This window comes from Pseudodesulfovibrio sp. S3 (assembly GCF_004025585.1).
Classification (GTDB): domain Bacteria; phylum Desulfobacterota; class Desulfovibrionia; order Desulfovibrionales; family Desulfovibrionaceae; genus Pseudodesulfovibrio.
This window is the reverse complement of sequence record NZ_QTZO01000001.1, coordinates 245,247-263,506: the sequence shown is the minus strand read 5'-3', so window position 1 is coordinate 263,506 and position 18,260 is coordinate 245,247. Positions and strand designations below refer to the sequence as shown.

Sequence of the window (18,260 nt, the reverse complement as noted above, 5' to 3'; positions counted from 1 at the left end):
TCCCCTATTTCTTGTTTGCGTAAAGTTCCGGGTTCAATCGCGGATCATTGTACATCTTGAACTGGAAATAAACCTTGGGTTTCTTGCTCCCGGCGAAATACTCGTCCAGGAGTTCGAGAATGGCCTGCGCCAGATCATCGTGCTGACGCTGCAGGACGGAAACCTTGTCGTTGCACTCGTTGACATGATCCTGGTCCACGTCCCTACGGGAGCACTGCTCCTTCATGTGGTAAATCTTGAGCGCCTGGATGGACAACCGGTCAAGGGCCGCCCCGATGGTCTCGGTATTGTATTTTTCCGGCGCATCGGGGGGCAGCAACGATTCCATCAAATTGATGAGACACTCGTCCACACGCTCAATGAGATCGTTGCGCTTCTGGTTCAGCTTGTCGATGGCGTACTTGCAATCTGCAATCACTTTGGCGTCCACATCCTTGCGGCGGGCGCGGTCCTCGACGTGCCAGAGTTGAAAATTGGCCCAATGCTGGCGGCCGATCAACTCGCGAAGACCGGACACGCCGCTCAAATCTCCAGCGGGATCGACATCGTACACCGGCTCACCAAAATGCCAATCTGTGACGGAACGGATTTGATGCGCGATGGCGTCCTTGATGGCACCCTTAACAGTATCTATTTTTATCTCAGCCATTTATCAGAGCTTCTTTGCTTATGAGGAGGTAAACGGTAGCCTCGGTCATGATGTTGTTGGCAATGGGTTCCACCGCGTTCCCTTCTCCAATGTAATAATCAACCCGGGAGCCTCGAATGGCTGTGCCGGTGTCCTGCGCCAGACCGATACCCATGACTTTGCGTTTGCCGACCGGGCGTCCGTTTCGCGCCTCGGGGATTTCAGCCTCGAAGGCGAGGAGACTGCCGAGCGGCAGGAGCTTCCGGTCTGTAGCCAGTGAAACCATCGGCGTCAACGGCTTTCCGATGGTTCCCTCGGGCGGGGAGTTCTCCAACCGAAAGAAAACATAACTGCGGTTTTCCGCCATGAGCTGAAACATCTGTTCGGAATGTTTCGCAAAATATTGTCGCACATGTTCCTTGGAAAGCTGACCCTTGGGCAACAATCCCTTGGAATGAAGGATACGCCCCAAGCTCCTGAAGCCATGGCCGTTCTTGGCTCCATAGAGCACGTTCCGAGTAGTGCCGTCAGGAAGCCGCAGCCGCCCGCACCCTTCCACCTGCATGTAGAAGACATCTATGGGGTCCTTGGCCCATGCGATCTCCAGCCCCCTGCCGTCCAGCACCTTGCGCACGTCCACGTCGCCACGCCGGTAATACGGCAGCACCCTGCCCTTTTCCACCCGATAGAACTGCTCGCTGCCGCGCACCCGGCCGAAGCGCAGGTCGTCGGGAACACCGTAAATGGGATACTCGTATCCGGGTTGGCGGACCAGGCTTGCTTCGATTTCAGGCGTATAATAGCCTGTCATCAATGGTTTTTTCCGCATACCATACCAGACGAACCGTTCGGGAAGCAGATCGGGCTCCTTATCCAGATACGGCAGGAGATCAAGAAATTCCTCCAAAGACCGGACCACCTGACCCCAGGTGAGGGCCATGCCGGGGCGGGCCAGTGCAGGCTGATCCTGCGGCATGTTCAGGGCATACTCCAAACTGCGTTGCACAGGGTCTTCCAGGGCCGTCCAGGAGGTCAGCCCCTGGCTGGCAATGTCCACCCGGGCCATGCTCTGTGCTCCTTCCAGATTGGACAGGGGAAAGAACATGTCGCACATGGGAATGGAAAGGGGTTCGCGAACCGGCCGCAGGGTCAGCCGCGTCAGCACCCGAGAGCGATACAGGCTGGCGGAATCGGCAGAAACCTCGACCGGGGCGTCTTCCGGGGTGCCCACTTCGGCCAAAGGCGGAGCCGTTTCCACCTCAGCCCTGTAGACCGACCCATCCTTGACGCAGGAAAACAGCACGGCCAGACAGGCTCCTGCGACCAAAAGCCGGGCTGCACGCCAGGCGTCTTTATGCATATCAGTTTTTATTTCACGCATGAAAACCAATGTTGTTTCCGGTTCATCTATCCGCAAGAATCAATAGCCACATCACAAAATTTACCCACACCGTACTCCCGCCTGCGGAAGAATTTCTCAGGATTGGGACCGATGATCTGCAACTCAGGATGCAGCTTCTGCACGTCCAGGGCGATGTGCATTTCCTTGGTGCATCCCGTCGAGTAGGTAGCGTCCTTCCCGGTCCAGACCGGGGGCACCCTCTTGCCCATCAACTCGAAGCTCTTTTCAATATCGAAATACGTCTGGAAACGCCAGACATTGATATACCCGCTGCGCTGAACCTTCTCCCACATGAACATCAGATCGTCGGCGTCCATTCCCTCTTCGAAATGCTCTCCGGGATTGATTATATAGGCATCGTCCAGTTGTTTGCGCAGGTGTTCCACAAAGGTGGTGATCACCCCTATGGCAGCCTGGGTCTGGCCGGGCACGGACCCGATTATACCCGAATAAAACATGACCGTCTTGCCCTGTGAACGGGCCTGACGCATCTCGTTGATGATCTCCTCGGCCTTGGAGGTAATGTACTGCTCCGAAAAGGTACGCACCCGGTCCGGTTTGGGTCGAAAATGCAGATGGAACTCGCCACCATGATCCCGATAGAAATTGACGATATCCCTGGTGAATTCGTGGGAATTGAGGATGAGCCGGTCATGCATGGCCTCGCCTTTGGCCAGAATCAAGTCGCACTCCTTCCATGCCCGTGCAAAAGAGACCGAAGTTCGATAGGGATTGAATTTCTCACGGGTTCCGTCGGAAATGACCACAAACGGATGATGTGCCATGATGGACAGCAGCTCGTTCTTGGACAACTTGTCCTCGCTGACAAAATATGCTCCATTGAATGCCTTGGCCAGCACAGGGTCATTGTCGCGGTCCCAGAATGTGGGGTGATCGAAGAAGAACCCCTCCTTGAGGGCCATGACCACGCGGTGGCCCAGCCGGAGCAGCATCTTCACCACCTGCAAATCAAACATGATGCCGCCCGCCCGGTTGGGCAGGTAGAGAATGCGCCGCGGCTTCTCCCCGTTCTTGCCCAGCCGCTCGAACAACTCGGTAAACAACTCTGACCCTTCCCTGACCTCGTCAGCCAATCCAGAAGCACGGACTCCTTCCACCGAAAAGGTCTCCGGAGTCCAGGAATCGGTGAGGCAGGAAATGCGCATGAGCCGCTCGATCTCAAGCATGTCGATCTTGAAACGCAGATCGTCGATCCGGTCGGATGTATCAGCGTGTATGGATCTGCCATGGACCATCTCATCAAAATACTCGCTTTCGACGATTTCCGAAGCAATCCGGTTCATGCCCTTGCGCACATCCCTGTAAGGATCGTCTATGCCGCTCTGGGTCATGAAGATGGTGATGAACCGCTTCATCAACCTCGAAGGCATGACGATGGGTGAAGCCAGGGTCATGCGGAACTTGTGACGGGCAAGCAGAATGAACCGCTTGGCCTGTTGCCGATCAGAGCAGAAATTCCGGGACAGGCGGATGAACCGTTTCCATTGCTGAAGGTATTTCTTGAGCAGCCGATCGGGTAATCCGTCCTCCAAAAGCATCTGAAACATCCAGTCCGAGCATGGGCCGTAAAATTCACCGTCTTCCAAAGCCATCATGAAACGCATCTGCTCGCCGGAAGCGTTTTTATGAGGATCGATGCTGTATTCCAGATGATTTTCCGTCATGAAATGAAGCAACAGCGCATCCAGGGCAGCATCCTGCCCGTATTTGATATCAAGCACCGAATCGAACTTCTTCGCCAAACCCATGATCACCTCTCGCTCAGGAAACCGTGTTTCTTCAATTTCTCAAAATAGGCCCTCGGCCCAAGATCCACCACCAACAGATCAATTTCGGCCTTTTCAAGTACGACTTCATCCCCAAAAAGCAAGCTGACGATCGACTGGCCGTCCTCGGTCAGATTGACCTCGCCCCCCTTTTCCTCCACCCTTATCCGAACAACGCCCTCGGCCGGAAAAACCATGGGCTTGAAACTGTTCAGAAAAGGACAGACCGGCGTCACGCAATACGCCTGCAACTCTGCGTGCATGAGCGGCCCGCCGGCGGACACGCCATAGGCCGATGATCCCGTAGGGGTGGACACGATCAACCCATCCGCCCGCAGGGACGATATCTCCATCCCATCAAAGGAAACACCCAGGCGGATAAGCCTCGCCAACTCCCCCCGGCTGACCACGAGGTCATTGATGATCACCCCCGTGTGCACGACCTTCCCTTCACGCTCAAGGGCATAGGTCAGAACCAGCCGTCGGGCGACCTTGAAGCCATCCTTGAGAATGACCTCCAGCCACTGACGCCAATGGTCGCGATTGAGTTGGGTCAGGAACCCCACCCGCCCGAGGTTGACGCCCATGAGCGGCAATCCGAAAGGGAGCAAACGGCGGGCCACGCCGATAAAGGTTCCATCTCCACCCAGCACGATGACCAAATCGAAATCACCGGCCGTCTCTTCCGCCTCCGTGCAATCGTTCGGACGGTGCTCGCAGGTCTGGACTTCAACCCCCCTTCCAACAAGAAATTGCGTCATTGCGACCCGGATAACCTGGGCGTTCCGGTCTTCCGTTTTCACAACGATCAGTATTTTTTTTACAGGGCGGTTCATGCTTCAAATTTGTAGTTAAAATTTGAAAAACATTCAACCTTTATCCCTTTTTCACGGCTTTAGAAAAATCAGAAAAAGAACTTTTCTAGATTTTTTTTGGTATTCACCCTAAAGTTAATTTTCAGAGCGACGATTGTAACAATCAAGGAAGGGAGAAATACCGTGAATGCACCATCGGCCAATGTTCGCACCATGCTGCGCACTTACGGTAAGCAGCTTACAAGCGCCAAGCGTCTTGCACGCTTCAGACAGGCGCTGGGCGACATTGAACCAATGGACGATATCGCCAAGCAGGCAAAGCGTCGCGAATTGGTGCAGCGAATATCACACGAGGTCATTGAAAACCTGATAGTCAACTCCTCCCACTCGCCCGTGGTCAAGGCTGTCCTTGCCCAATTGGAGCAGGAATTCGGACACAGGTACGTCTTTGAGTACCCACTTGACGGAGGCGACGTTCAGATCATCAAGGAAACACAACAGGGACCGCTTGACGTTGAAGGAACCGAACGGAACAAGGTCATGCGGCGGTTGTGGGAAATAACATTGTCAAAGGTGGATGGCACCATGCTTTGATAACCCTGCACAAAGGGGAGGCACAACATGGTTATTAGAAACATTGTAGGGGATCAAAATCCTTACGCAAACAAGAAGATCGACAGGCCGGAATCCAAGGAAGCCCTGAAGACGCAGGAAAGCGTCAAGAGCTCCGGGGAATCCGCAGACCGGGTTGTACTCTCATCGGAAGCCCGCCTAAGAGGGGCTGCCCTGCAATCGGCCAAGGAAGCGCCCGATGTCCGCCGCGAAAAGGTGGATGAACTCAAGCGCAAGGTGAAGGACGGGACCTATGAGCCCGACCTGAAAAGGGCCGCCGCGAACTTGGTTCGTGACGACCTCGATCTTCTCGTTTAGCCTGAAAAAAGGTATTGATCGACTGATTAGGAACCAATCGGATAGAAGTGCGTGGGATACCCCGCTTCCGTCTGTGGAATCTGAAGACCTATCTTCGTCTCGGTGTTGATGACAATCGGCCCCTGGAGATTGAGAGTAGTGTCTTCAGGCTTGTCCTGTGGTATGGTCACGGTCACCAGGATAGCCAACTGGCGAATATTTTCCACCTTCAGGGCCTTGCGGTCCACATTCTCGATCTTCACATCATAATCGTCGATGAAGCTGTAGGGGTCTGCCACAAGAAGCCCAAGCCCCGGATCCGTCAGGCACTGCAACAGCAGAAACGGCGAGTCGCCTTCCTTGACGCTGAGCAGGGTGAACTCGCGCTTGTCCTCAAGACCCACAAGACCTCTGGGGAAATAGATGATACCGTCCGAGCTGATTTCTCGCTCGCCCAGCCTCGTCATTATTTTTTGCGTTCTTTCTTTTGCCATAGCGCTGCCGCCGCGAGCAGGTCCTGCTGGCTTATTTCCAGCGCCTGCCTGTTCTGTTCCTTGATCTTCAAATAGACCTCTTCCCGATAGACGGTCATGTCTTCGGGTACATCCAGGCCGATCTTTATCTGCTTCCCCTGAACACTCAGGATTTTCAGTTTGATGGTATCGCCCAGGTAGAGGCTTTCTCCCGGTCTCCGGGTCAAAATCAACATGTCATTACCAAGTCTTTCCTTCGGCTTGTCCGCTTCAGGCGGAATGTACAATGCCGATTACATGACGTTCACACGCAAGTAAAGCGGATGATTAAATAAACTTGCCCAAGTTGAGTTGCATGATCATGGATGTGGAACGCAACACCGACTCATAGACGATCTGCTGTTGAGCCAGTTCGGTCATCAACTCAGATACGTCGGCGTCCTCGATGGAGCTGAGCATGGTCTTTTCGTTGAGCTTGAGGCCTTCCAGGATGTTCTCTCCGATACTCAGCCGGTTCTCACGGCCGCCGATTTCGGCAACGGAGTTCATGATGTGCTCCTGAGCCCTCACCAGATTGGCCAGGGACTGCTGTACACCGGTCTGGTTGTTGGTCTCGGCGAATGCGATCAAATTGCCCATGACCTCGAACAGGTTCTTGGACAACTCGTCGTCACCCTGGATGGTCAGAGACATATTGGGCGCGCCGCCTGAGTGAAACACCCGACTGGCATTCATGCTGCCCAATGTCAGAATGGAACCATTGGATGACAAAATGACATCCGGGTCCATATATATGCCGCCGAAGATATCCTTGCCCACATCATTGAGCTGAACCTGCTCACTGGAAGAAACATCAAGATTGATGGCGGCAGTCCGAGGTCTGATGATATACTGCTGTCCCGGCCGGAGCACGTTGGAGCCGTTGGACGCCAGGGTCAGGATGCCGCCGTTGGCAACGCTGAACACGGCGGCGTTGCTTGTGGTGTCGGCCTGGGCCACGTTGCCCGTCACCCAGTTTATGCCGCCGTCCATGCTGTAGGAATATTCGATATCCTCATTCATGGCCACGTTTGACGAATTATCGATACGAATGGTCACGTTGGAATCCAGAAACGATCCTGATGCCGTGGCCGATATCTGTTTGGTTCCGGGCCCAAGGGAGTCCACATGCGGCGGTGCATCATCGTCGTCGCCGATATACTGGGCCGACGGCCTGATCCACATCCACGTACCGTCAGCCTTGGACTTGTCCGTGGGATCATTGACCTTGACGGTCGCGTCCCCATGGAAGGTGACGCTGGTGCCGCTCTGGGGAAGATTCAATGTCCCCTGCCCTGCGGCAAAGGTCATGCTTCCGTCTGTCTGCCAGGTACGGCCTCCGTCGATGGAATACCGCACGCCCAGATTGGCGTCGGACAGGTTCATGTTACCACCCACCGGAGTTGCGCCGGTCGAATCGAGATACTGCACAAGCACCGTGGACTTCGAGGAACCGTTGACCGTAAATTCCGCAGTGGAACCAAAATCCTCGTCATTGGTGGTCAGCCACATGATTTCCTTGAATGCCGGTGAATCCACCTTGTGACCGGCAAATATGGAATTGCCCTCGAAGTCCGAATTTGCCAGCCCTATCAATTGTTCGAACAGGGAACGCAACTCGTAACTGATCTGCTCACGGTTGTTTTCATCCACCGTGCCGGTAGCCGCCTGCGTGGCCAACTCCTTGGCACGGGTCAGGATGGTGGACACCTGCATCAGCGACTCGTCCGCGCTGCCGAGCCAGCCCTTGGCCGTGGATATGTTCTCCGAATATTGGTCCAGAGACCGCAGGGTGTCGCGATGGTCCAAAATCCGAGTCATGCCGGTCGGATCGTCACTGGGCTTGTTGATGGCCTTCTGGGTCTGAGCCTTGACGTTCAAATCCATGAGACTGGTCAATGACGAGTTCAAATTGTTTACGTACCTGCTGAAAAGCATCTGCTGTGTAACGCGCATATCCCTTCTCCCGTTACGGCTTGAGCGACAGGATCGTCTGTAACATCTGATCCGCCGTAGTGATGAGCTTGGCCGCCGCCGTGTAAGATGCCTGATACTTAATGAGATCGCTCATTTCTTCATCCAGATTCACACCGGAAACCTGCTGCTGCCGCTCGTTCAGATCCTTGGACAGGGTGCCGAAGAAATTCTTATTGAAATTTGCCCGATTGGTGTCCGTGCCCACATTGCCGACGATGCCGTTGTAGTAATCCAGAATGGTCTGCGACGTGGTTCCTTCAGCGGCCGTTCTGGTGGTGACATTGACCTCGCGAAGTTCATACATGGACAGTGCGGTGGTATTGTCGCCCGTATTCATTTCGCCCGCCCCGTTCACATGCCCCGTGGCCAGGTAATCGAGGTCGCTTGTTATTTTCTCGTTGACGGCCATGGTTCCGGCACTATCACCTTTGAGGAAGGTATTGATTCCGAGCGCCGCGTACAGTCCCGCCGAATCGGTCCCGAAGGCGAACGTATACCCGGGCTCGGCCTCCAACCTGAGCTGGTTGTTCACGATACTGGCATTGATGGTCCCGGCATAGGTGGAGTTGAAGGCATCCCGGACATCTTCCAGGGTGTGAATGGCAGGATTGAACGTGCCGCCTGTGCCGTCGAAATCAAGGGCGGCACTCGACGTCAGCAGGCCTGTCGACTTGTTGTACACATAAACGAATGAACTGCCCGATTGGATTCTGTCACCAAAGGCCAGGCCGGTGGAATCGCTTCCGAGCGCCTTGTTGACGTAGTCCACCTTGTAGGTTCCCTCGACAGAGGTAAACGCCTGCAACCCCGCGCCCTGGCTGTGTCTGCGGTTGGTTTCCCAAACCACGGACTCGGCCAGTTCGTCGAGCTTGGACCGGTACTTGCCGACATACGTGTCGCGGAAGGTCAGCAGGGCCGCGATGCTCCCGCCGGTCAACCGCTGGGTGTTGACCTCGCCATTGAAATGCTGCTGCGGAGTGATTTCCTCTGCGTGGGAGGTGTTCTGAACCCAGTACAAGCCCTGGTGCGGACTGATTATGAACCGGTCACCGTCAACGAACGTCCCTGAAGGCGTCCCCTGCGAGTCAGTGGTTGAACCGAACCATATCTGCAACCCTTCGACATTGACACGGCTGTCATACTCACGGGCGGAAAAGTGCTTTTCACTGCCATCCTCATTGGTGAGCCAGCTCACCCCGCCGTCCAGAGAAACCTTGAACTGAGCGGCCCCGGCGCCCGAACCGACCTGTCCGGACGGATCACCGGCATTGGAAGCCACGAATTCAATGGTGTATTCGTAATCGTCGTTCCCGTCGAAATACACATTGCCTTCGAAGGTTGAGGAAGGACGCAGGTCAACCGTGTTACGGGCGGAATTGAACTCCAGGGAAAAGAAGCTCTCCCCGTCCACGAGGTTTTGTCCGGACTCCGTCAAAATGGTAAAATTGCCGCCCCCGTTGTCGATGGTCTTGATATCCACCAGCAGTGCCAACGCACGAGTCTTCCGCGCCCGCTCATCGAACAGGGCATTGGTATTGTTCTGCCCTTCAACGTTATTGACCTGGATCTCCCGATTCAGATCGGCGATCTCCTGCATGAGGGTGTTGGCTTCAGAGACCTGGGCCGCAACTTCCTTGTTGATCCGCTCCTGCATGAGCGACAGGTCGGTATCCACCTGCTTCAGGGTGGAGATAAGCGTAGCGGCATCGTTGACTACCGTCTGACGGGCACCATAGTTGTCCGGCCGCTGCGCCACTTCGTTCCAGGAATTGAAATATGAGGAAAGGGCGTCGCTGACACCGCTGTTGCTGGACTCATTGAGCAGGTTCTCAACGCCCTTGAGCTGCTCCCACAGGTTGCCCCACATGTTGGTCAGGGAAGACTGCCCGAGATACATGGCCTCCACCATATCGTCGAAATGCCGGACGACTTCCTTGGCGACCACACCCGTGCCGAGTTGGCCGGGGGAATAGTTTATGGATGGTCCCTCTTCCAGGATCACGGAACGGCGGGAATACCCATCGGTGTTGACATTGGCAATGTTTTCACCGGTGACCTGCAACTGCACCTGCGAGGCGAACAGGGCCCACCGGCCCATATCCAACAACGAGTTGGCGCCGAAGGACATTACAACCTCCCGCTCAACAGACGAGCTGAGTTGGCACCCTTGGCAAACCGACCGGACCGGCCGTATGCCGTTGTGCTCTTGGGCTTGATCTGATCATGCATGAAGTTGAGCAACCCCTTGCTCTGGTCGAACAAGGCCATGGCCATCTGCTGATTCTTGGCTGCCTGGACACCGCACTTCTGTTCAGTGTCATCGAGCATTTTCAACAGCGCCTGAAGACTCTCCCCCTCGGCATCGCCTAAGCCGGGCAGCAGCTCCTTGACGCGTTTGGCCACAGGATCGACCTTGGCCACCAGATTGCGCAGAGAAATCCGTTCCGCTGCTATCTGACGCATAAGCTCTTGAATGGAGAGTTCTATCTGGGAAACCGATTGAGGCTTAAGATTGGTGAGGCGGGAAAATTCTTCCTCAAGCAGATAGGACATGAGCATCATCGCCTTGTTCTGCCTGACCAAATTTTCCTCTATCAGACGAATCATTCTGCCACCTCATTTAGTCTAATCGTTTATATTTTCTTAATAAATCTTAATTTTAGCAGCACCTCGCCCAGCGTGCTCAACCGATTTCTGCAAGTTTCCGGCCAATGATCCCATTCCCGCCGTTGCTGCTGCCGGTCTTGTAACCCTTGACCTGTTTTTCAACGGAAGCACCGCTCAACAACCCATCGCGAATTCTCTGAGCCTCAAGCCGACGAGTCAACTCATCAAGCCGTGACTGAACTTCCATATCGTTCAGACGTTGGGGTGCGGACATGCGGACCTCGGCCCCGGAGGATACGGATGCTTCCGTTGCCTTCTCAATCCGATTGCCGCCTGAGATGCTTACAGTTTCCGAGCCGCCCCAATCCTCCAGAGTCATTCCCTCTTCCTTGCCGGAAAGCGGAATGGCTTCACTCTTCGGGTTCAAGGCGATAGGCTTGGGGACAAGAGGCTTGATTTCGACTCCGCCGGACAGGGTCGTGTCACTGGTTTGCTTGAGTCTCTGGCTCAACTGGGCATAGATCATGTCGGCCAGACCAATGCCTCCGGCGTCAGCCATCTTCTCTGAAAATTCCTTGTCGAACATGGACATGTAGCTGTCTTCCTGCTTGGAATGCAGGTAGCCCTCCTTGGGCACGGAATCCTTCATCTGCTGCCACAGCTTGCCGATGAACACGGCCTCAAAGCTCTTGCAGGCTTCCTTGAGCTGCTCCTGCTCGTCCTTGCCGCCGCCGGAAAGATTCCGCTTGAGCCCGTCCATTTGGGTCTTGAATCTGGCGAGATCCTGAGTATCGGCTACACTGGCCGCCATTTTGGGATCAATATTACTGCTGATCATGCTAGATAACCTCCAGTTCGGCATGCAGGGAACCTGCCACCTTCAACGCTCTGATGATGGAAATGAGGTCGCGGGGGGTTGCCCCGATGGAGTTGAGGCCGTCGACCAGCTCCTGGAGGGTCGCACCTTCCATGAGCATCAACTGGTTGTTCTGCTCCTGGACCTGGATGTCCGTCTGGGGAGTGACCACGGTCTCGCCGTCGGAGAACGGTCCGGGCTGACTGACCTGTTGGCTTTCGGAAACAACGATCTGCAGATTCCCGTGGGCCACGGCAACCTTGTTCAAACGCACGTCCTGCCCGAGAACCACGGTGCCGGTTTTCTCATCCACCACCACACGGGCCTTGCCGTCGGGCGAAATCTCGAGATTTTCCAAAGAGGCCATCAGGGGAACCATGTTGCCACGGAATTGATCCGGCAACTGCAGCTCAATGGTGGATATATCCCTGGCTGCGGCAAAACTGCCGCCCATGCTGGAGTTGATCTTGTTGACAACCTGCATGGTGGTGCCGAAATCCCGCACGGTCAGGTTCAAGGTCATACGCTCCTGATTGTTGAATTTGAAGGGAACGCCCCGTTCCACCAATGCGCCATTCGGGATAAGCCCCACCGTGGGAATATTCTTCTGGGCATCGGCCGCCTCACCGCCTACGGAAAAACCGCCGATGGTCAAGGACCCCTGCGCCACGGCATAGACCTGCCCATCCAGCCCCTTGAGAGGGGTGACCAGCAGGACACCGCCGTACAGGCTCTTGGCATCGCCCAGAGAGGAGACGGTCACGTTGATGGCAGAACCGGGCTGAGTGGAAACAGGCATCTTGGCCGTAACCATGACCGCAGCCACGTTCTTGGGTTTGAGATTGTCGGGATCCGTCTCAACGCCCATCTTCTCCAACATGTTGGACATGGAACGCATGGTGAACGTGCTTGAGGTACCGTCACCTGTACCTGCCAGGCCGACCACCAGACCATACCCGACCAATTCGTTGGTTCGCACCCCGCTGAAACTGGCAATGTCCTTCAAGCGGGCCGCCCGTGCTTCAGAAGACATCAGGACGGTCGCCCAGGGAACAATCAGCATGACAAAAAACAATGCCAGACTCAAAGAACGGATCGTCCTGCCGGTATCGATTCGGTTTGCGCGCTGATTCAGGATCATGATATTCACTCCTCAACCTCTTGATATACTGTGTTTACCCATGCTCATTAGAAGGGGTATATGTTGTCCAGAATCCTTGACAGCCAACCGGGACGCTGCTTGTCCGCCAGCACACCCTGACCGTAGATTTCGATCTGGGCCTCTGCCAGGCTGGTGGAGGGAATTGTATTGTTGGACGAAATGTCCCGCTGACGGATCAGGCCGCGCACCACCAGGAATTGCGTTTCGTGGTTGACCCTGATGCGGCGTGCCCCTTCCACCTGAAGGATGTTGCCGGGCAGTCTGCGCACGATCCGGGTGGCCACCGTGGCGTCAAACTCAGATTCCTGCTTGGTTTCACCGTTGCCGCTGAACTCGGAGGACTGATTGGCCCTGATGCCCATGCCGGCTTTGGCGCCCAGGGTTTCCGCAAGCGGAATGGCCCCGATCAGGCCGGTCGTGGGCATGGCGGTAACCGACGTATTGATGTCGTTCGACTTGTCAGCCGTGGTTTCGGACTTGATCTTGGTGGTGGCGGACTCCGCCACCTGCACCATGACGATGTCGCCCACACGGCTGGCACGGTTGTCGTCATAAAGAAATTCAGACCTGCCCGAGTCGAAAAGCGAACCGGGATTCAAGGCCGGATCCTGTTCCTCGAAAACGGGCTGAGTCAATTCGGGCATGGGCTGCTCCTCGTACTTGGGGGCACAACCGGCCGCCAACAATATGGATGCCATGGCTATGATGAAATACCGCCTCATGACGTGTCTCCTTGGCTACCTGACAACCACGGTGTCGTCACCGGTCACGGTTGCCATTATGATCTTGTTGCTCTGCATGTTCCGTACAGACACCTGCTGCCCCATACCGGCCTCACCCAAGGCTTCGACCTTGATGGCGAGCTGCACCCGATTTCCCTGGTACATCAGCGTGACCCGCTCCCCCTTTTCGATGAGAGGAACCGGTTCCAGATGGGACAAGGTAAAGGCCTGTCCCGTTCCAAGGGTGCGGGCCATGCGCCACGGTCCGCCGGTGCCGTCCCACACATTTGTTTTGTAAGCCAGATTCACCCGGCGAAATGATATCTTGTCCTTGGTCAAACGCTCATTCCTGTTCAACGGCCTTGCAGCCACCGGCACCGCCTTCCAGACGTTGACGAAAACCACGGCGGACTTACGGGAAATGACCTTCCCGTCAGGCGTGACGCCATGCAATTTGATCTGATTGCGTCCCGGCTTCAAGTCCGAGTCCATGCTGATGATCAACTCGTCATACATGTTGGGGAAAAACATATTCCGTGGCATTTGGACATCGGTGAATTCCACATCCCCGCCCAGGTCTGCAGCCCGTGGCGTCAAAAATGCGACAATACGGGACTTCAGTTCCGGTTCGTCGATCACCCGGCCCGAAGTCTGCACGCTCAACTGGCTGGGAAGGACAAGGTTGTTCACCATGTCGCCGATGTAGTATTTCAGTGCGCCTTTCAGCTTTTCCCTGGTCACGATCACGGGATGTCCCGGCTTGGTGGAGGCTCTCCAAAGCTTGATGGACGCCAGGGTCTTCCATTGGTTCCGGGCGATGTCGTTGACCGGGTCCGCGATCTCTCCGAGAAGGACGTCAGGACCCTTTACGCAGGCAGCGCTTCTCACAAGGGCCTGCCAGGCTTTCCCCTTGTCCGCCCCGGTCAGGGCCGGCAAGGACAGCACGGCAGCGGCCAGGCACGCCGCAACGATGTAACGGATGATCCTTGACCTTGATGTGTTCGAATTCTGCTTGCTCGACATATGCATGAACCTACCTTGCAACGGACTGAAACCGACTACCCGTTACCGCTTGATGTTGATGGCGGTCTGCAACATGGCGTCAGAAGTGGTGATGGCCTTGGAATTGATTTCAAAAGCCCTCTGTCCCACAATGAGACCAACCATTTCATCCACCATTTCCACGTTGGACCCCTCCAGGTATCCCTGGGCGATGGTACCGAAATTCTCGTCACCGGGCGTTCCGGCCACGGCCGTGCCCGACGCTTCGCTTTGCCGATAGATGTTCCTGCCTGCGGCAATGAGACCCGCGGGGTTCTGGAACCGGTAGAGATCGATATCCGTCTCGGCCAAGACAGTGCCGTCCTTGTCCAGGGCGGCCATGTTGCCGGTTTCGGAAATGGTGAGGCTGACCGTCTCGGCCGGAACGCTGAATTCCGGCTGAAGAGCATGTCCACCGGCGGTGACCACCTTGCCCTCATCGTCCAGCTTGAAGGAACCATCGCGGGTATAGACTTCATCGCCATTCATCATGATCTTGAAGAACCCTTCACCCTCGATGGCCATGTCCAGCGGGTTGCCCGTGTTCTGAAAATCGCCCTGGGTAAAGAATTTATGGACCGACACAGGGCGGACACCCATGCCTATCTGCATACCCACAGGGGTCCGGTTTCCATCCGCATTCTGGCCGCCTGCAATTTTGAGGGTCTGGTACATGAGATCCTCGAACTCCACCCGGCTTTTCTTGAAACCAGTGGTGCTCACGTTGGCCAGGTTGTTGGACAAGGTGTCAATTTGGGTCTGCATGGCGACCATGCCTGTTGCAGAGGTCCAGAGAGAACGCATCATAGTCAAAGCCTCCGAAATTATAAGGTTGGACGACCGACCTGAGTGATCAGCTTCGTATCCATTTCGCTGTCAGACTGAATCATCTTTGTATACATGGTAAACGCCCGCTGAACCTCAATCATGGCAACCATTTCGGTAACCACGTCCACATTGCCTTTTTCCAGGAAACCCTGAGACACGGTGAGATCTTCAGGAGGGATTTCCGCCACGCCGACAGGCGCAAGGTAGTTGTTTCCACCCGCCCTTTCCACCAGAGTCAGATCATTGAAGGAGACCAGATCAAAGGAACCGGCCGGTTCACCGTTGATGGACAAATTGCCCAGAGCGTCCGCCTCGAGGTGTGCGCCGGGGGGAACGGTCAGCGGACCGCCCTCCACCATGACCGGGAAACCGTCCTGGCTTCTGAGTGTGCCGGCTGCATCGACTATGAAATTGCCGGCCCGCGTATAGAGCATCTCACCATCGCCCTGGAGACGAAAGAAGCCCTCGCCGGACAGGGCGAAATCAAGCTGGTTGCCTGTTTGCTCCATCCCGCCCTGGGTGAAATCAATCTGTTGCGCAGAAAGACGGGCCTTGGCCATGACATTGGCCTTGGGAAACAAATCTTTTCCACGAATGTGCGTTTTTGCGTCCACAAGGTTGTCATGCGCGAAACGAACAAAGGTATCATGGAACGCCAGCTTGTCTTTCTTGTAAGCCGACGAGTTCACGTTCGCCAAATTATTGGCGATGGATGACATCCTCATTTCATTGGATAAAGCGCCAAATATCGCGCTGTAAGTACTGTCTCGCATAGAGCGATCCTCCTGTTCGAGAGGAGATTTGCACTATGCATGCCAACCCGAAGACAAAACCCGAATCCACCCCGAACAGCTTCAGGATGCTTGTTGACAACCCGTACATATATGTATAAATAGGCTCGTTTCCAAGCGGGTGTAACTCAATTGGTAGAGTGTCAGCTTCCCAAGCTGAAAGTAGCGGGTTCGACCCCCGTCACCCGCTCCAAAGCCTTTCGCAAAGTTCAATAAAAGAACATTGCGGGGTTCGCGTAGGTGAGCTCGGGCTCACCTTTTTTATTTGTCCAAGCCGGATACAAACCGGCTGTCGGGGAGAATTGAGACGATGCGCCAGACATTCGAAGAAATGTTATCGGAAATGATCCAGCCGGAGGTTGAAAACCTCGGCTATATCTTTTGGGGCCTGACCTCCCCTGCGTCCGGTACGAAGCGTGTTGTTCGCATATACATCGACGGTCCCGACGGCGTGCACATCGACCAATGCGCCGAGGTCAGCCGTCAGGTGGGACTCATGCTCGAAGTAGAAGAACTCATCCCCGGAGCATTCACTCTGGAAGTGTCCTCTCCGGGATTGGAACGGCTTTTTTTCAAGCCGGACCAAATGCGCGGGTATATGGGCCGGACAATCCAGGTCCTGCTCTTCGAGCCGCAGGACGGCTGCCGCAAGTTCAAGGGGGAACTGACCGGTGTTCAAGACAACACCATTACCCTGAACGTAGATGATGCAACTTTGGAATTCGATTGGCTGACCATCAAAAAAGCCAATCTGGTCCACGAATTTTAGGTGATAATGTTTGCCGGATCGGGCAGAGTCCCTTTCCAGGCACAAGCGGAGGTTTGATCATGTCGGAGCTGAAAAAAGCCATCGACCAGATAAGCAAAGACAGGGGCATTGACCGTGACCTGTTGATTGATACCCTTGAAGAGGCTGTCCGTTCGGCCGTGGCTCGCAAATACGGCGAAACCATGGATATCGAAGTGGCATTCAACGAGGAACTCGGTGAAATCGAGGTCTTTGAATTCAAGGTAGTCGTATCAGAAGTGCACGATCCCATCAGCGAAATTTCGCTGGAGGACGCCACCGCTCACGATCCCAACGCCCAGTTGGACGACGAAATGGGCTTCCCGCTCAAAATCGAGGATCTTGGCCGCATTGCCGCTCAGAGCGCCAAGCAGGTCATCATCCAACGTATGCGCGATGCAGAACAGGAAATCATTTACGAAGAATACAAGGACCGTGTGTCCGAGATTGCCAGCGGCATCATCCAGCGTCGCGACCGCACCGGCTGGATCATCAACCTCGGTCGTACCGAGGCCCTGCTGCCCAAGGACGAACAGATCCCCAGAGAGCGTTACAAACGCGGTGATCGTGTCCAGGCTTATATAATAGATGTATTGAAGGAATCCCGTGGTCCGCAGGTCGTGGTTTCCAGGTCCCACCCGGAATACATGATCGAACTGTTCAAACGCGAGGTTCCCGAGGTCGCCGACGGCACGGTCAAGATCATGGGAGTTTCCCGCGATCCCGGCCTGCGCGCCAAGGTGGCCGTCATGTCTCGCGACCGTGACGTCGATCCGGTCGGAGCCTGCGTCGGCATCCGTGGCTCCCGCATCCAGAACGTGGTTCAGGAGCTCAAGGGCGAACGCATCGATATCGTTGTCTGGAGTCCTGACATCGCCATGTATGCCCAACACGCCCTGTCCCCGGCCCTGATCACCCGAATCACGGTGGACGACGATGAAGAATCCTTGGAAGTGGTCTGTCCCGACGATCAGCTCACCCTGGCCATCGGCCGCAAGGGGCAGAACGTCAAGCTGGCAGCAAAACTCCTGGGCTGGAAGATAGACATCTTCACCGAATCCCGTTACGGCGAACTCAACGCCGCACGCAAGGGCATGGATCAGATCGCAAGCGTCGCAGAAGTTCCCATGGAAAACTTCTTCAATGCTGGCTTTGAATCCATTGAATCCATTGTACTGGCCGATGACGAGGCCCTCCTCGCCATCAAGGATATGACCGAAAGGAAAATTGCGGACATCCGAGTAGCCATCAACATGCTCGCCCCAGACCTTCTCCAGAGTGCGGAAGAAGACACGGTCAAGGACCAAGAGTCCGACACCGTCGACACGACTGAAGAGGTTGCCGAGGAAGCGGAAGTTGTTGAAACTACGGAAGAAGCACCTGTTGAAGAAGAAACTCCCGCCGAAGGCGAGGAGTCGAAATAATACCGGACAAAG

At 55.3% G+C, this 18,260-nt stretch carries 19 protein-coding genes and 1 tRNA gene; 5 read left to right on the top strand and 15 right to left on the bottom strand.

Annotated features, from left to right (window positions below; translation table 11 throughout):
- Positions 1 to 4 precede the first annotated feature (4 nt).
- Genes DWB63_RS01355 through DWB63_RS01340 form a run of 4 tightly spaced genes read right to left on the bottom strand, consistent with a single transcriptional unit; the run spans position 5 to position 4,653 of the window.
- Entirely contained in the window at positions 5 to 649 is a 645-nt protein-coding gene (locus DWB63_RS01355; RefSeq protein WP_128327002.1) for a DUF4254 domain-containing protein, read from the bottom strand.
- Complete coding sequence (locus DWB63_RS01350; RefSeq protein ID WP_128327001.1) at positions 642 to 2,009, bottom strand: MltA domain-containing protein; 1,368 nt, start codon at positions 2,007 to 2,009, stop codon at positions 642 to 644. The genes DWB63_RS01355 and DWB63_RS01350 overlap by 8 nt, the downstream gene beginning before the upstream one ends.
- 26 nt (positions 2,010 to 2,035) lie before the next feature.
- Positions 2,036 to 3,799 carry a hypothetical protein gene (locus DWB63_RS01345; protein WP_128327000.1) on the bottom strand — a complete coding sequence of 588 codons (1,764 nt, stop codon included), beginning with the start codon at positions 3,797 to 3,799 and terminating at the stop codon, positions 2,036 to 2,038.
- Between the two features lie 2 nt (positions 3,800 to 3,801).
- Positions 3,802 to 4,653 carry an NAD(+)/NADH kinase gene (locus DWB63_RS01340; RefSeq protein WP_128326999.1) on the bottom strand — a complete coding sequence of 284 codons (852 nt, stop codon included), beginning with the start codon at positions 4,651 to 4,653 and terminating at the stop codon, positions 3,802 to 3,804.
- Between the two features lie 162 nt (positions 4,654 to 4,815).
- Between DWB63_RS01340 and DWB63_RS01335 the strand changes: the two genes are divergently transcribed.
- Together DWB63_RS01335 and flgM are read left to right on the top strand one after the other, a co-directional pair.
- The gene (locus tag DWB63_RS01335; protein ID WP_206613114.1) at positions 4,816 to 5,226 is read left to right on the top strand and encodes a DVU0524 family FlgM-associated protein; all 411 of its coding nucleotides are present in this window, start codon (positions 4,816 to 4,818) and stop codon (positions 5,224 to 5,226) included.
- A gap of 27 nt (positions 5,227 to 5,253) precedes the next feature.
- A complete protein-coding gene (gene flgM, locus DWB63_RS01330) occupies positions 5,254 to 5,562 on the top strand; it encodes a flagellar biosynthesis anti-sigma factor FlgM (protein ID WP_128326998.1) in 309 nt (102 codons plus the stop codon).
- Between the two features lie 26 nt (positions 5,563 to 5,588).
- On the opposite strand, the gene fliW is transcribed toward flgM, so the two are convergent.
- The 11 genes from fliW to DWB63_RS01275 form a co-directional block, all read right to left on the bottom strand.
- On the bottom strand, positions 5,589 to 6,008 hold the full coding sequence (gene fliW, locus DWB63_RS01325; RefSeq protein WP_241648528.1) for a flagellar assembly protein FliW: 420 nt from the start codon (positions 6,006 to 6,008) through the stop codon (positions 5,589 to 5,591).
- Complete coding sequence (csrA, locus tag DWB63_RS01320) at positions 6,008 to 6,250, bottom strand: carbon storage regulator CsrA (protein WP_128326996.1); 243 nt, start codon at positions 6,248 to 6,250, stop codon at positions 6,008 to 6,010. The genes fliW and csrA overlap by 1 nt, the downstream gene beginning before the upstream one ends.
- Positions 6,251 to 6,341: 91 nt before the next feature.
- Complete coding sequence (flgL, locus tag DWB63_RS01315; protein ID WP_128326995.1) at positions 6,342 to 8,009, bottom strand: flagellar hook-associated protein FlgL; 1,668 nt, start codon at positions 8,007 to 8,009, stop codon at positions 6,342 to 6,344.
- Positions 8,010 to 8,022: 13 nt separating this feature from the next.
- Positions 8,023 to 10,158 (bottom strand): flagellar hook-associated protein FlgK, encoded by a 2,136-nt coding sequence (gene flgK, locus DWB63_RS01310; RefSeq protein WP_128326994.1) that lies wholly within the window; start codon positions 10,156 to 10,158, stop codon positions 8,023 to 8,025.
- Entirely contained in the window at positions 10,158 to 10,637 is a 480-nt protein-coding gene (locus tag DWB63_RS01305) for a flagellar protein FlgN (RefSeq protein ID WP_128326993.1), read from the bottom strand. The genes flgK and DWB63_RS01305 overlap by 1 nt, the downstream gene beginning before the upstream one ends.
- 76 nt (positions 10,638 to 10,713) lie before the next feature.
- The gene (locus tag DWB63_RS01300) at positions 10,714 to 11,475 is read right to left on the bottom strand and encodes a rod-binding protein (protein WP_128326992.1); all 762 of its coding nucleotides are present in this window, start codon (positions 11,473 to 11,475) and stop codon (positions 10,714 to 10,716) included.
- A gap of 1 nt (position 11,476) precedes the next feature.
- Entirely contained in the window at positions 11,477 to 12,556 is a 1,080-nt protein-coding gene (locus tag DWB63_RS01295; RefSeq protein WP_241648539.1) for a flagellar basal body P-ring protein FlgI, read from the bottom strand.
- A gap of 125 nt (positions 12,557 to 12,681) precedes the next feature.
- Entirely contained in the window at positions 12,682 to 13,377 is a 696-nt protein-coding gene (locus DWB63_RS01290) for a flagellar basal body L-ring protein FlgH (protein WP_128326990.1), read from the bottom strand.
- A 15-nt stretch (positions 13,378 to 13,392) separates the two neighbouring features.
- The gene (flgA, locus tag DWB63_RS01285) at positions 13,393 to 14,406 is read right to left on the bottom strand and encodes a flagellar basal body P-ring formation chaperone FlgA (RefSeq protein WP_128326989.1); all 1,014 of its coding nucleotides are present in this window, start codon (positions 14,404 to 14,406) and stop codon (positions 13,393 to 13,395) included.
- Positions 14,407 to 14,442: 36 nt separating this feature from the next.
- Positions 14,443 to 15,225: a flagellar basal-body rod protein FlgG gene (flgG, locus tag DWB63_RS01280; RefSeq protein WP_128326988.1), complete on the bottom strand. Its 783-nt coding sequence runs from the start codon at positions 15,223 to 15,225 to the stop codon at positions 14,443 to 14,445.
- A 17-nt stretch (positions 15,226 to 15,242) separates the two neighbouring features.
- Entirely contained in the window at positions 15,243 to 16,019 is a 777-nt protein-coding gene (locus DWB63_RS01275; RefSeq protein WP_128326987.1) for a flagellar hook-basal body protein, read from the bottom strand.
- Between the two features lie 135 nt (positions 16,020 to 16,154).
- Between DWB63_RS01275 and DWB63_RS01270 the strand changes: the two genes are divergently transcribed.
- The 3 genes from DWB63_RS01270 to nusA all read left to right on the top strand — a co-directional run bounded on the left by DWB63_RS01270 (position 16,155) and on the right by nusA (position 18,248).
- Positions 16,155 to 16,230 (top strand) — tRNA-Gly (locus tag DWB63_RS01270).
- 117 nt (positions 16,231 to 16,347) lie between these two features.
- On the top strand, positions 16,348 to 16,806 hold the full coding sequence (gene rimP / locus DWB63_RS01265) for a ribosome maturation factor RimP (RefSeq protein ID WP_128326986.1): 459 nt from the start codon (positions 16,348 to 16,350) through the stop codon (positions 16,804 to 16,806).
- A gap of 59 nt (positions 16,807 to 16,865) precedes the next feature.
- Positions 16,866 to 18,248, top strand: a complete 1,383-nt coding sequence (nusA, locus tag DWB63_RS01260; protein WP_206613113.1) for a transcription termination factor NusA — start codon at positions 16,866 to 16,868, stop codon at positions 18,246 to 18,248.
- The last annotated feature ends 12 nt before the right edge of the window (positions 18,249 to 18,260 follow it).